The organism is Butyricimonas sp. BSD2780061689_150309_C8 (assembly GCF_015560935.1).
Lineage (GTDB): Bacteria > Bacteroidota > Bacteroidia > Bacteroidales > Marinifilaceae > Butyricimonas > Butyricimonas paravirosa.
The window spans coordinates 434439-448688 of sequence record NZ_JADMSV010000002.1; the positions used below are offsets into that span (position 1 = coordinate 434439).

Sequence of the window (14250 nt, forward strand, 5' to 3'; positions counted from 1 at the left end):
CGTGCGGTTGGAATCTAAAATTTAAAATCATAAATCTAAAATCAGTAAGGGTTTTTAACTTTTTTTCTTGTTTATATCATGAATAAACCGTAACTTGCATCGTATAAACAGGTACGAATTAGATCCATACAATCATGAAAATAGAAGTATATAAAACTGCCGAAGAAACATTGCGTTCAATGACCGAAACTTTGATAACGGTGATTAAAAAAAGCAAATCGAAACCTTTTCATATCGCCCTGTCCGGAGGTTCCACGGCGCAACAACTCTTCAAATTATGGGTAAAAGAATACCGGAATAATATCCCTTGGGACATTCTTCGCTTTTACTGGGTAGACGAACGATGCGTGTCGCCGGAAGACGACGAGAGCAATTTCAAACATGCCGAACGCCTTCTTTTCATGCCTCTGGATATTCCTCAAAATCACATTCATCGCATTTGGGGAGAACAAGAACCTAAAGTTGAAGCTGAACGATATTCGGAAATGGTAAAATGGGAACTCCCCGGCTACTCGAATATGCCCCGTTTCGACTGCACGATACTGGGCATTGGGGCTGATGGACACGTGGCCTCCATATTCAGTGATTCGATGAATCTACTGACCGACCAACGAATTTATGCGGTTTCACACCACCCGAAGACCGGACAACAAAGAATTACAATGACAGGGACCGTAATTTTAAAAAGTTCGGCTATATTAATCCCCGTCATCGGACCTGATAAACAAGAAATAATGGAACATCTCGTGCAGAAACAAGGAGTATACCCGGCGTCCTATATCTTCTCTCATGCATCAACAGCAACCCTCTTCACAGATCGGGTTACAGAATAAAAAAAGGTGGTTAAAAAACCACCTTTTCTTATATCCAAGATATTTTAGAATCTTTTCTCGAAACTACGACCACCACCGTTACTGCGACGATCACGACCGCCACCATTACGGTTAAAACCGCCACGACCACCGGCCGGACGATCGGTTCTCGGTTTTGCAACGTTCACGTTGATAACCTTACCATCGTACTCAGCTTGATTCAATTCATCAATAGCTTTTTGCCCTTGCGTGTCGTCAGACATTTCCACAAACCCGAAACCTCTTGATCTTCCGGTTTCTCTATCCATGATAACTTTTGCTGAAGAAACTTCACCGTACTCTTCGAATAACTCTCTTAAGTCACTATCATTCACGTCGTAACTTAAATTTGAAATGTAAATGTTCATTAATACAAACTTTAAAATTAATAATTTAAATACTTGAGGTCGGATATTGTCTAGAAAAGTCTGCTTAACGATACATTTAAAATACGATGAAGGCAAACGCTCTGTAGCGATCAAATCAAAACTCAAAATCACGACAAATCTACGATAATATTTTTAATAAACAAACAATCCGGGCCGTAAAAATAACACGAGGGTAATAAAAACATATTACCCTCGAAAATAAGCACTAAATCAGTGACATATCCTTCTTCTAGGATGTCTTTTAGCCTCCCGTTCCTCGAATTCGGTCTTGTCAAATTGCTCTTGTTGCATCTGTTGTTCACCGACCCAACTTTTGTCTTGTTTTGAAGGAATATTCCGGGCACGCCGGTCATCACTCGCCACTTTCTTCTTCTTTTCTTCACGTTCTTTCATAACCTTCTAATTTTTTATTAATCCATGGGAGAAACTTCCCATCCTACCTATATTATACGTCCTCGAAAATAGAGGGTTACATACCGTATTCCCGATTCATCCTTGATATAAAAGTTTTACAAAAAAGAAGAATCTCACATCTTTTTTGTATGTTTGTATCGTTAACTCTATTATTCAACATGAAAGCACAACTCTGTATATAGCTACGCTCCTTGTATAGTATTCCGATTGCAGGCACAAGCCTGCCGGGGACAGAATATGTTTCCGGGAACAGAGTTTATACCCTTTTTTATTTACCGAACATAACAAGTGATCCACTCTTGTGGAAATAACTTGCTATGTGCTATTCAAGTTGAATCATGAATTTTACAAGCAAACAAATCTGGCTCATCAACTATCCAGTGATGATGAGCGTGTTAGTCGAACAATTAATAAATATCACGGATGCCATATTCCTCGGACATGTCGGAGAAACAGAACTAGGAGCCTCCGCCATAGCAGGAATGTACTACCTTTCCCTTTACATACTGGGATTCGGGTTCAGTCTCGGCTTGCAAGTAATGATCGCCCGTCGAAACGGTGAACAACGTCCCACGGAAACAGGAAAAGTGTTCTTCCAAGGATTATTTTTTCTGACCACGCTCGCCGTCACGCTCTTCGGTCTGTCTAAAATATTCACTCCATTCATTCTACAACGATTACTGACTTCCCCGGAAATATACGAGGCTGTTATACAATATCTGGACTGGCGAACTTTCGGCCTGCTTTTCGCCTTTCCGATGCTGGCCTTCCGGGCATTTTTCGTGGGAATCACCAAAACCCGTATACTCACAGTCTCTGCCGTCACTCTAGCAAGTATGAACGTGTTACTGAACTATCTGCTGATTTTCGGTACCGGGAAGATTCCTGCCTTGGGCATATCAGGTGCCGCCATAGCATCCACGATCTCCGAACTGGGAGGATTACTCGTGCTGGTCAGCTATACTCGTTTCAAAATAGACAAACAACATTACGGCCTCTTCGCCATTTTTAACAAACGACTCATGGGACAACTTTTCCGCCTCTCCGTCTGGAGCATGATGCACTCCTTTATCAGTGTGGCACCCTGGTTCCTTTTCTTTATTCTCATCGAGCATCTCGGTACCACGCAACTAGCAATTGCCAATATCATCCGAAGTATATCCACGATCTTCTTCGTCATCGTGAGTTCCTTCTCCACCACCACGGGATCACTCGTCAGTAACTTGGCGGGAGCCGGGGAAAGAAAACAAATCATGCCCTTGTGTCGGAAAATCATTCGTCTCGGCTACATTCTTGGCACCCCGTTAATCGCAATTGCCCTGTTATTTCCCCACACGGTCATGGGCATTTACACCCCGGACAAGCAACTCGTGCAATTAGCCTTCTGGCCCTTTGTTGTTATGTTATCAAATTACATTCTCTCCCTTCCCGCACACGTATTCTGTAACGCAGTATCAGGAACAGGGGCTACCCGTGCCGCATTCATCTATCAATGTATCACGATCATCATATATCTTGTTTACCTCTCTTCTATCAACCGGATCGGAGAAGTCCCGCTAGCGGTGTACTGGACATCGGAACATCTTTACGTACTCCTTCTTTTTCTTTTTTCATGGTTTCACCTGAAAAGAACAAACGAAAAAATAGTGAAACTATAATAAGGAACGAACACGGTCATGAAAAACTTTTTCAGACCGCATTCGTCATGTCCAGCACCAAACGGTGCTGGTCACTAAAGAAACGTACCCGTTCCTTCTCCCCGCTCACCGTAATCAGCGTGGACGAACGTTTTAACGAATTCATCCAGCTCTTCAACCGGTTGAACGTCTCCAAGTCAAAAGATGATATTACGTTCAATGTGAATGCTTTCAACATACTTAATTGATAATTCGGGCTACCCAGGTAACAGTAGCTAGTGTCAAGATTAATATTCGACAGATAAATATACATTTCGTTCCCCGTATCCTCGTGCAATCCTTTCGCCGTGAAACGCTCCAACTTCTCCAGCAGCAAGATCAACTCTTCTTGCAACTCCTTCAACTCCTCGGGTGTAATCAAGTTAATACTGGCAAAGAACAACATATCCGTCACCAGATAATGAAACACCAGATGATCAAGAATATAAAAAGAGGATTTAACACACCGCATTCCATGTAAAAAGTCCTGTTGAATCCTAGCTAACCGATCGTTAATCACCACCTCACGAAAAGGTTTCACCGTATCCACGTTGCTATATTGATATAACCATTTAAATAAATAAAAACGTGTGATCCCGGGATAATAGTAGCAAAAAGACTTGGGAAGAGTGTTCGTCGAGAAACCGGCCTCCCAGTCCGGTTCATTCTCCGCACAAGCGAATATCTCGACGAAATCCTGCATCATCCGGAAATCCGCATCAAGCGGGTTCGCATACTCCACCAATTTCAATTGAAACGGACGACTCTTACATGTATCCGTTTCCGTCAGATTATCCAGAGAAATTCCCAACTCCTTGGTGATAGTCATAACCTCCATAAACGTGAACGGGACCTCGCCGCGCAACCGACGATAAACCGCTTCCCGTTCGATATACAACATATCAACCAAAGTATTTGTCAACTTAGCCCCTTGCGGTATTTTCTTTCGCAATTCCGCCAGGAAACTTTCATACAGTGAAACATCTTTCATACTTATACACTATTTTCATAAAGAACTCAAGTCAAAAGTATGGAAAATACTCCCAGATCCCCGAAACACAAGAAACATAATGCGACTATTTTTGACACGCACCTTCTCCATTTCCTCCCAATTCAAACATCCAACATTAGCACACCGTTCCTTCTTTTAAAAATAGCCATTTTTTCTCGCTCCTCTATTCTTCCCCGCAACCAACAAGAACAAAAACAAGAACAATCTATTATTATTGTAAAACAACCAACATTCACATACAATTATAGATTACTTGGATTAATAATAATCTTGTACCTTTACATCAACTTAATGAAACAATAATAAATAAATAAACTTAGAAATAACAGACATCGAGTAAAATCAGGTTCATTAAAACCATTTCTTTTTTTTTCATAATTCGTTAACTGTGGGATACGTCCCTTGTTTAACTAAAAAACAAAAGCTCGCAAACAGCTGACCGTGAGGGTCCCTAGAGCTATCGGGTCCGCGAAATCTTCAAAACAATAACCCAAATACACACACTATCAGGTCGCGGACCCTCTCTTTTTTAATCACACCATAAAACTTACCACGTGCTTTAACCCGGACAATTACGATCATTCGTCCCGTACTGATGCTCCAGCCAGTCAAACATGATCTGGTGGACCTTTCCCCGGACCTCCTTGCAGGATAGAACCAAATCGTGCAGACCTCCCAAGACCGACACGATCTCCACCTGTCCCCGGATATTCCGTGCTACCTGCTGAATGTCTCTCACGTTCAATATAGCATCGCGGGACTGCACTTGTTCCTCATTCGAGAAATTCGAGACTGACCTCTCCGAATGTAAAACCAGCACGGGTTTTCGTACTTCAAAAGGTTGCCTCAACTCCCGTTGTGCTTTATGAATAGCCCGAACCCATCCCAAATTAATCCGGGGCGCAACATGCGGTTTCCAAGCCAAGTTATACTCCCACTCACCCCGACTCTCCCGGTGTAGGAATTTACCATATTGCTCCGTGAATCCTCCGGCAATCTTTATCCCCGGTAAAAAACCTCCCACGAACGAGGCAAACGGGATACACTTCTTCACAAACCAACTTTTATTAAAATCAAAGAAAGGACTGTTCAATATGATACCGTCAAAAAGAGAACTATCCCCATGTTCTTTAGCGTAAAGCGTGGCAATCAACCCGCCCGTGGAATGTCCTAACAAAACGGTTATCCGGCTTCCCTCCTCCCGGATCATTTGCAAAGCGAGTGTGATCTCCTCGAAATAAGCCCGAATATCCCGGATGTCATTAAACTTTTGATGAGATAACCATGAACGCCCGTATTTTCGTAAATCCAGCGCATAAAAATGGAAACCCCGTTCATTCAAACGCCAAGCCATCTCCCGCTGGAAAAAATAATCATTAAAACCGTGAATATAAAGCACCGACCGACCGTTTCCCGTATCCGACAAACGGCGAACAAGCGTGGCAACCACCGATCCCTCGTAATCATCCCGTAAAGAAAGTGTCGTTCGTTGAAACCCCTCTCCCAATATATCTTCCTCGTAAAAAGTGTCCATACACGTGCCTGTTTTTTGTTCTTCCGACCGGACAATCATCTACAAATATACCTTATGAACCCGGTCACTTTGCCATCGAAATTAAGTATAAATTTTCATACTTCTATAACATTCACCTATATTTTCAATATATCCCGCCACCCGGTAATCTCGAACTTAACGTACTCGGCCACGATTTGCTCAATTTCCTGATCCTCTATCTTATGCATGATAATTTCCTCGAACAAAGTAAACATCCACACGGAATGAAGATGGATAAAAAAATCGGAAACCGTCACGTTCAGAACGGGATACCTGTATTTCATTTCCGAAAACCACTCTTTCACCAACTCAGTGGAACGATCGGTAAAACTTTCCCGGAAATTCGCAAGGGATGATCCCTGAGCCCGGAACAACAACAAGATCATCAATTCCCGGTAGCGACGAATCAGCACGATATACTCGTCAACCGCCTCCCGAAGATAAACCTCGCTCAATATCTCCATCACATCGGCCCCGTAATGCCCGTGATGCTTTTCCAGCATCCGCTCAAAAGCATGGGTAACGGGATACACGATCGAGCAAAAAAGGTCATCCTTACCACTAAAATAATTATAAATATTTCCCAACCCGACTTGCGCCGTCTCGGCAATTTCACGCATGGACGTTTTCTGAAATCCTTTTCGTAGAAACAATTCTTCCGCGGACTTCAACAGCTCTCTTCTGATGTCATTCTTCAACTTTTGCATAGTTCGGTTCATTATTTAAATGTAAATAAACAAGTAATCACACATCCCGACAATCCCTAAAAATGATGATTTTACCCGTTCAGACTACTTGATATAGGGGGGCCCATATTTACTATGATTCAGAAATTTTCCATTAAAAATTCACTATTTTTAGGGATTGTCCCGTTCCTCCCGGAGTTGTAATTTTGTCTAAAATAAAATTCATATTACCACATGACGAAAAAAAAGACGAAAAGAAATGTTGACAAACAAAATATAACGCATCCCACAATCAAAATCACCCCACGGAGAGCTTGTAGAAATACAAGCTCTCTTTTTTTGAACGATTTTAAATATTGTTCTTTATTGAAAGACATCGAAAATTAATATAATAACCATGGAGAAGAAAGGATTTATCAACAAGTTTTTCCAAAACGCTGGAAAACCGGAAGGATTTCTCGGCAGAATGATATTAAGAGGTATGAACAAGGGACACGCCCCTCTGTCACGCTGGGCCAGATCCTGCCTAGTATGGCAACCGGAGTGGAACACTCTCGACATCGGCTGTGGCGGTGGGGCCAACTTATCGGAAATACTGAAACTATGCCCGCAAGGGAAAGTTCACGGCATCGACATCTCACAGGAAAGCGTGGCATTTGCCCGAAAGAAAAACATGAAACACCTTGGCACACGTTGTTTCGTGGATCAAGGGAGTGCCGACCGGCTCCCGTATGCAGACAATTCATTCGACGTTGTTACCGCTTTCGAAACAATCTACTTCTGGGGTGATCTTCACCGGGCATTTATTGAAGTGAAACGAGTGCTGAAAGACAACGGATTCTTTCTAATCTGTTGTGAGGCAAGTGACCCGACAAACGAAACCTGGACAAGCCGCATAGAAGGAATGGTAGTGCATCCAAGCAGCGAACTAAAATACATCCTTGCCCAATCCGGCTTTACCAATATCACCCTACACCGGAAGAACAAAGAAGATTTATGTATCGTGGCACAAAAGCAAAGTTCAAACAATTAAATAATATATCATGAATACATTAAAAAAACTTCAGCAGTACATGGGCAATCGAAAAGCACTTTTGCCCGTATCCATGGCATTATCTGCCCTTAGTGCGCTGGCAGGTATGTTGCCGTACATACTGATCTGGTTTATTGTAAGAGAATTACTCGCCCCCGGCGAAACTATCGTTTCCGGCAATATAGAAACTTACGCGTGGTGGGCTGCCGGTCTAGCCGTGGGCAGCGTGATTCTTTACTTTGCAGCCCTGATGGCGTCACACCTGGCCGCATTCCGAGTCGAATCCAACCTGCGCCGTGAAGCCATGCGTAAAATCGTACAAATGCCCCTCGGCTTTTTCGATTACAACACCAGCGGGCGCATCCGTAAAATCATTGATGACAACGCGGGAATCACCCACAGTTTCCTGGCCCACCAAATGCCCGACCTGGCAGCCACGTTCCTCGTTCCACTCGTTGCGGCCATACTCATCTTTTCATTTGACTGGCGACTCGGCCTTGCCTGCATGGCTCCCGTCATTATATCCATGATCGTGATGGGATTCATGATGGGAACCAAAGGACGGCAATTCATGCAAAGCTACATGACCGCCCTCGAAGAAATGAACACGGAAGCCGTGGAATACGTGAGAGGAATTCCCGTAGTGAAAGTTTTCCAGCAAACCATCTACTCGTTCAAGAACTTTCACAAAAGCATCAAAAACTATAATAAAATGGTATTCGGCTACACTCGAATGTGGGAAAAGCCCATGTCATTCTACACCGTCATTATCAATGGTTTCGTGTTCTTTCTGGCCCCTCTGGCTATCCTGTTGATCGGGTACACGGGAAATCACGCCCCGGTGTTACTCAATTTTTTCCTGTTCGTCCTCATCACCCCAGTCTTCTCTCAAAGTATCATGAAAAGCATGTATTTAAACCAAGCCTTGGGACAAGCGAGTGAGGCTATCGGACGTCTCGAAGACCTAGTTTCTTACGAGAAACTCCCCGTTCCGTCCTCCCCGAAACCGTTAAAAGACTTCAGTATTCAATTTAATCAAGTATCATTCCACTACCCGGGAACGACACAAAAAGCAATCGACGGGATCAGTTTCAGAATTCCCCAGGGGAAAAGAGTTGCCCTCGTCGGAGCATCAGGCGGGGGAAAAACCACCCTGGCCCGACTCGTTCCCCGCTTTTGGGAAACCTCGGAAGGCCAAGTGATGGTGGGCAATATCAACGTGAAAGACATCGCCCCGAACGAATTGATGCAACATATATCATTTGTATTCCAGAACACGAAATTATTCAAAACGACCCTACTTGAAAACATTAAATACGGCAATCCCACGGCCACGCAGCCCGAAGTCGAGAAAGCCGTGGACATGGCCCAATGCCGGGAAATCATCGATAAACTTCCCCTTGGACTGAACACGAAAATAGGCTCGGAAGGGACATACCTTTCCGGGGGCGAACAACAACGTATCATACTAGCCCGTGCTTTCTTGAAAAACGCTCCCATTATCGTACTCGACGAGGCAACCGCTTTTGCCGATCCGGAAAACGAACACTTAATACAACAAGCCCTGAAAGAACTGACCAAAGGAAAAACCGTGCTGATGATCGCTCACCGTTTGTCGAGTGTAACCGATGCCGACAATATCCTGGTCATAGATAAAGGAAAAGTAGCAGAACAGGGAACACACACCGAATTAATCCAACAACAAGGGATTTACAATCATATGTGGAACGAATACCAGCAATCCGTTCGCTGGACTATTGGAAAGGAGATCACTCATGCTTAACACGATAAAAAAACGTTTCGCCCTTTCAACACAAGGAGCGAAAGACTTCTGTAAAGGAACATTTTTCACCGTCCTGCTTGACATCGCACTGATGCTGCCGGCCGTTTTCGTATTCCTGTTTCTCGAAGACTATCTTCGCCCGGTATTTACCCCATCAGCATCCGTGACACACGGTATTCTCTATTATAGCCTACTAGGGCTTGCCTTCATGATCGTCATGTACATCATCGCCGTTTTACAGTATCGTTCCACCTACACCACGGTGTACGACGAAAGTGCCAACCGACGGATCTCACTGGCTGAAAAACTGCGTAAACTACCCTTGTCATTCTTCGGGGAGAAAAACCTTTCCGACTTGACCGCCACGATCATGGACGACTGCACGGATTTGGAACACACGTTCTCTCATGCCGTTCCCCAACTATTTGCCTCTCTCATCAGCCTGTTACTGATCGCTATCGGAATGGCCTTCTACAACTGGCAATTAACCCTCTCCCTATTCTGGGTAGTCCCGCTGGCTGTGGCTATTATTCTCTTCTCGAAAAAAGCAATCCTCAAAAGTAACGAAACCAACTATCTGAAAAAACGGGCCGTAACCGAACATATACAGGAAGGACTGGACACGATTCAAGAGATTAAGTCCTACAATCAAGAGTGTGATTACTTGAAAAAACTGGACGTAAGAATCGACACCTATGAAAAGATGCTGACTCGCAATGAATTGACCCTCGGCATCCTAGTAAACGGTTCCCAAAGCATCTTGAAACTCGGACTGGCAAGCGTGATAATCGTGGGAGCCAACATGCTGGCAAACGGCAGTGTAGACCTGTTCACTTACTTGATATTCATGGTAATCGGTTCACGGATTTACAACCCGTTAAATGAAGTCATGAACAATCTCGCTGCCTTGTTCTATCTGGATATCCGAATCAACCGGATGAATGAAATGGAATCACTCCCGATCCAACAAGGAAACACGAACTTTAAACCTGAAAATTTCAATATAGAATTCCAAGAAGTTGACTTCTCGTATGAACAAGGGAAACCCATACTAAATAAAGTTTCTTTCACGGCAAGACAAGGAGAAAAGACCGCCTTGGTTGGCCCATCCGGTAGCGGCAAAAGCACCGCGACCAAACTGGCTGCTCGCTTCTGGGATATACAATCGGGAAAAATAACCCTAGGCGGACAGGACATCAGTCGTATCGATCCGGAAACCTTGCTGAAAAATTACTCTGTCGTATTCCAAGACGTGGTTCTTTTCAACGCCTCCATCATGGACAACATCCGTATTGGAAAACGGGATGCCAGTGACGAGGAAGTACTACGTGTCGCACGGCTTGCCCAATGTGATGAATTCGTCAGCAAAATGCCCCAAGGCTACCAGACCATTATCGGGGAAAACGGGGAAACCCTGTCCGGTGGAGAACGCCAGCGTATCTCTATCGCCCGCGCCCTGCTGAAAGATGCCCCGATCGTCCTGCTTGACGAGGCAACCGCCTCCCTCGACGTGGAAAATGAAACCAAAATTCAAGCCGGGATATCCGAACTCGTTCGGGACAAAACGGTACTGATCATCGCTCACCGGATGCGTACCGTGGCTAATGCCGACAAAATAATCGTGCTGAAAGACGGTCAGGTAGTGGAAAGCGGATCAGCAGAATACTTGAAAAAACAAAAAGGAATATTCGCAAAGATGATTGAAAGACAGATTACGAGCATAAATTAATCCAACTTTGTGTTCCCTTTCGAGAGCAAGACAATCCCTCACCAGGGAACACGAAGTTCCTCAATCATATCTTTACAAAACCATCCACACACATCAATAATCCTCCTCGTTCACTTCCCGCTGACTTATTCACGAGGTTCCGCTAAGAATAATAAACGCCTCCTCTCCCCCTACCTCTCTATTTCTTTATCATCCGAGCAAATTTATTCATATAACAACACCCTATGGAGAATACAGAAAAGATTAGGTAACCTACAAGTAAGCTTAGTTTAGAGAATAACTATCGCTTCACCACGTTCCCCTCCGCGTCAAAATAAATATTATGGTGACGTTTATACCCGAATGAATTTTTCCCGACACCATCAAACCTAACTTATAATAAAAAAACAAGGGAAATCCCACGGAAATCCTAGGGAAATAATCTCCCTTATTCGAAGATCATTCGAAGCTTCTTCGTGGCTCAAACATTACGGAATGGCTAGGCTCCGGGTAAGCATCGAATGATCTCTGAGGGAGCGAGATTATTTGGGTTAAATTACTTCTTTATCCGGGTTGGATTAGAGTAATATCACGGACGTGAATTTATATGGCTTTACCATTAGATGATCCCTTGTATCAGTCTCTTGAACAACTGCCACCCAAGATTTTTATCGTATCAACACGAAATTTAAACAGGTTTTTAATATTATAGAAATTTATTTAATTCTTCTACTAGCAAATAAACTGTAGTAGAAGATTCTTGTTGTGCCGGGTTGTTTCTATCAAATTGTTTCATGATAGTTTTAGCATGATTAATGGCTTGTTCTTGTTTAGGAAACAATGCATTGAACATTTTAGTGCTTACGCCCGATTTCTTTGTATAAGCAAATGAACTATAAGATAACACCCTATAAAAATACAAAAAAGGTTAGGTAACCTATACCCAAACCGATTTCAATGAATAATTACTGTTTCACCACGTTCCCCTTCGCGTCAAAATAAATATTATGGTGACGTTTATGCCCGTATGAATTTTTCCCTACAATACCGACATCATATTTTACGATGCCTTTTTTCGTGATCTTGTTGGCACCCATGATCTTGTAACCCTCATAATTCTTCTTCAAATACTCCTTGATCACGTCGGGAATAGACTCGATCGTCAAGTCCTCTTTTGAATAAACGATCTTTCCTTCCGGGGTAATCTCCAACTTATATTCTAAATCATTGATTTCAAACTCCGCCTCGTAGACATTCTCATCTTCCTCAAAATCCCACTTGATCTTCTTCACTTCCGGGTACGCCTGTTTCACACACTCCTTTACCACCTTAGGTACTTGTGCCTCATCAATATCTCCGGCAAACACATGAATCCCCAAAACACAAATCATCAATAATAAAACGAATTTTTTCATACCAATAACTCAAATTTGACCATGTTTCAAAAAAGTATCACTCACGAAACCTGTATTACAACAAAAAAGAGACTAAAAATCAATAATTTAGTCTCTTTTCGTGATCCAGCTGGGTCTTGAACCGAGCGGTTCACAAGTCTTAAAATCAATATTTTAGCGCACCTCTATCTTTTAAGGGGTACGAATTAGGCACTTTTTTCAAAGAACATTTGGCTTCCCTTGTCGGGATTGTGTCTGCCTTTATCTTCGGTTCAAAGATACAACATTATTTTCAAATACGCAAATCATTGAAAATAAACATTCTACGGTTAGTGCAAGGTGCAAGCTATATATAGATATATACTTGCACCTTGCACTTAAATTAGATTATAAGTAAAAGTAACTATTTCGTAGTTGGAGAATTGTTTTTTTGTATTTTTGCATTTTGATGAATTTTATGTATTACCATTTGATAACTTAAAACTTATTTAATATAAAAATGAATGAGATAATCGAATATATTTTAGGAAAAGAGAATCTTCTTTTGGCTATCTTCACCATTGTTTTTACTGTTGTATATTCATTTTCTGTAATTCACTTATTAGGAAAGATAAAGGCTCGAAGATTAGAACGGAAAAAGGTATTTATTAATACTTTTATTAAGGGTATATCAGATAATACTATTGCAAATTCAACTGATTTATTGAATATATATTCTGGTATAACAAAATTGAGTCCCGAAGATTTAACAAACAGACAGGACTTAAATAAATGGCTTAGAGAGATTCTTGCTAGACTTATAAATAAAGAAGTTGGACAGGATTTAGCACAAGATAAAGTAATAGAAATAAAAGATAAAATTACCAATTTCATCAAAGAAAACGAAACTACGAATCCTTATACAGACTTGCCAGATACAGAGCGAAATATAATTAATGATTTAAGTGCATTTAATAAATTGGGAGACCAAAATTCTATAAATAGAAAACTAGGTGAATTGAGTAGTGTTATTATTACCAGATATGAACAACAAAAGAAAATTGAAAATTTGAATAAATGGTCTATTCCGTTAGCAATTATCGGAATGGTTTTGACAATCATATTTGGGGTTTTATCTATAATTTAATAAGTAATAAATCATATTCATATACGTAAGTTTATATTTGATTTCAGTTTAAAATTTATATATTGTTGCTTGTATGTTGTATTTAAAACATATAAGGATGAATAATCTGTACTTATGCATTCTAAAAAACTTATTGCCCCCTATGCTTCTTCCTAAAATCAGTAGGGTTGCAATCTTTGTATTTCTTGAATAGCCTATTCAAATGGCTTTCATCCGTGAATCCCAGTTCTTCCACAATTTCGCTAATTCTCATTTCACTGTGTAAAAGCCGACTTTCTACCATTTTCATTTTATAGTTTAAGATATACTGTTGCATGGTTTCGTTGGTCTGCTTTTTGAAGTACCTCCCAAGATAATTAGGGGAAATACCAAAATGCTGGCTTATCGCTTTGGCTTTTATCTTTTCGGGATAGCAAATGTTGGATTGGATATATTGCAAAATGTTCAGCGACTTTTCTTCCGAGTCTTCATTTATCTGTTCAGGCAGGAACATGGCAATGTTGCGGGCGACAACAATAACAATCGTGTTGATTAACTGCGTAATAATGGAAAATCCGCACTAATTTGGCCCTTCTTTTCCAATAGAACTTGGTCCTTGAAATCCACTCGAAATTGACCCGGTT

The 14250-nt window shown here is 41.9% G+C and carries 12 protein-coding genes and 1 pseudogene; 6 read left to right on the forward strand and 7 right to left on the reverse strand.

The window, feature by feature from the left end; all coding sequences use genetic code 11:
• The first annotated feature begins 134 nt into the window (after positions 1–134).
• A complete protein-coding gene (gene pgl, locus I2I33_RS04425) occupies positions 135–833 on the forward strand; it encodes a 6-phosphogluconolactonase (RefSeq protein WP_087419813.1) in 699 nt (232 codons plus the stop codon).
• A gap of 44 nt (positions 834–877) precedes the next feature.
• On the opposite strand, the gene I2I33_RS04430 is transcribed toward pgl, so the two are convergent.
• A complete protein-coding gene (locus I2I33_RS04430; RefSeq protein ID WP_027202973.1) occupies positions 878–1219 on the reverse strand; it encodes an RNA recognition motif domain-containing protein in 342 nt (113 codons plus the stop codon).
• A 231-nt stretch (positions 1220–1450) separates the two neighbouring features.
• Positions 1451–1633 carry a hypothetical protein gene (locus I2I33_RS04435; protein WP_087419812.1) on the reverse strand — a complete coding sequence of 61 codons (183 nt, stop codon included), beginning with the start codon at positions 1631–1633 and terminating at the stop codon, positions 1451–1453.
• Positions 1634–1992: 359 nt separating this feature from the next.
• Between I2I33_RS04435 and I2I33_RS04440 the strand changes: the two genes are divergently transcribed.
• Positions 1993–3312, forward strand: coding sequence for an MATE family efflux transporter (locus tag I2I33_RS04440; protein ID WP_087419811.1), 1320 nt, complete (start codon positions 1993–1995; stop codon positions 3310–3312).
• A 31-nt stretch (positions 3313–3343) separates the two neighbouring features.
• On the opposite strand, the gene I2I33_RS04445 is transcribed toward I2I33_RS04440, so the two are convergent.
• The 3 genes from I2I33_RS04445 to I2I33_RS04455 form a co-directional block, all read right to left on the reverse strand.
• A complete protein-coding gene (locus I2I33_RS04445) occupies positions 3344–4321 on the reverse strand; it encodes a hypothetical protein (RefSeq protein ID WP_087419810.1) in 978 nt (325 codons plus the stop codon).
• Positions 4322–4901: 580 nt separating this feature from the next.
• Positions 4902–5876, reverse strand: a complete 975-nt coding sequence (locus I2I33_RS04450; protein WP_229128184.1) for an alpha/beta hydrolase — start codon at positions 5874–5876, stop codon at positions 4902–4904.
• Positions 5877–5992: 116 nt separating this feature from the next.
• Entirely contained in the window at positions 5993–6604 is a 612-nt protein-coding gene (locus tag I2I33_RS04455; RefSeq protein WP_087419807.1) for a TetR/AcrR family transcriptional regulator, read from the reverse strand.
• A gap of 376 nt (positions 6605–6980) precedes the next feature.
• Between I2I33_RS04455 and I2I33_RS04460 the strand changes: the two genes are divergently transcribed.
• Genes I2I33_RS04460 through I2I33_RS04470 form a run of 3 tightly spaced genes read left to right on the forward strand, consistent with a single transcriptional unit; the run spans position 6981 to position 11128 of the window.
• The gene (locus tag I2I33_RS04460; RefSeq protein WP_087419806.1) at positions 6981–7616 is read left to right on the forward strand and encodes a class I SAM-dependent methyltransferase; all 636 of its coding nucleotides are present in this window, start codon (positions 6981–6983) and stop codon (positions 7614–7616) included.
• A gap of 10 nt (positions 7617–7626) precedes the next feature.
• The gene (locus tag I2I33_RS04465; protein WP_087419805.1) at positions 7627–9399 is read left to right on the forward strand and encodes an ABC transporter ATP-binding protein; all 1773 of its coding nucleotides are present in this window, start codon (positions 7627–7629) and stop codon (positions 9397–9399) included.
• Complete coding sequence (locus I2I33_RS04470) at positions 9392–11128, forward strand: ABC transporter ATP-binding protein (protein ID WP_087419804.1); 1737 nt, start codon at positions 9392–9394, stop codon at positions 11126–11128. The genes I2I33_RS04465 and I2I33_RS04470 overlap by 8 nt, the downstream gene beginning before the upstream one ends.
• 944 nt (positions 11129–12072) lie before the next feature.
• Here I2I33_RS04470 and I2I33_RS04475 read toward each other — a convergent pair.
• A complete protein-coding gene (locus I2I33_RS04475; RefSeq protein ID WP_087419803.1) occupies positions 12073–12522 on the reverse strand; it encodes a PepSY-like domain-containing protein in 450 nt (149 codons plus the stop codon).
• Between the two features lie 478 nt (positions 12523–13000).
• Here I2I33_RS04475 and I2I33_RS04480 point away from each other — a divergent pair, with 478 nt between their 5' ends.
• Positions 13001–13627 carry a hypothetical protein gene (locus I2I33_RS04480; protein ID WP_087419802.1) on the forward strand — a complete coding sequence of 209 codons (627 nt, stop codon included), beginning with the start codon at positions 13001–13003 and terminating at the stop codon, positions 13625–13627.
• 130 nt (positions 13628–13757) lie between these two features.
• On the opposite strand, the pseudogene I2I33_RS04485 reads toward I2I33_RS04480, so the two are convergent.
• Positions 13758–14174: pseudogene (locus tag I2I33_RS04485) on the reverse strand (helix-turn-helix domain-containing protein); the annotation flags it as partial.
• Positions 14175–14250: the final 76 nt, after the last annotated feature.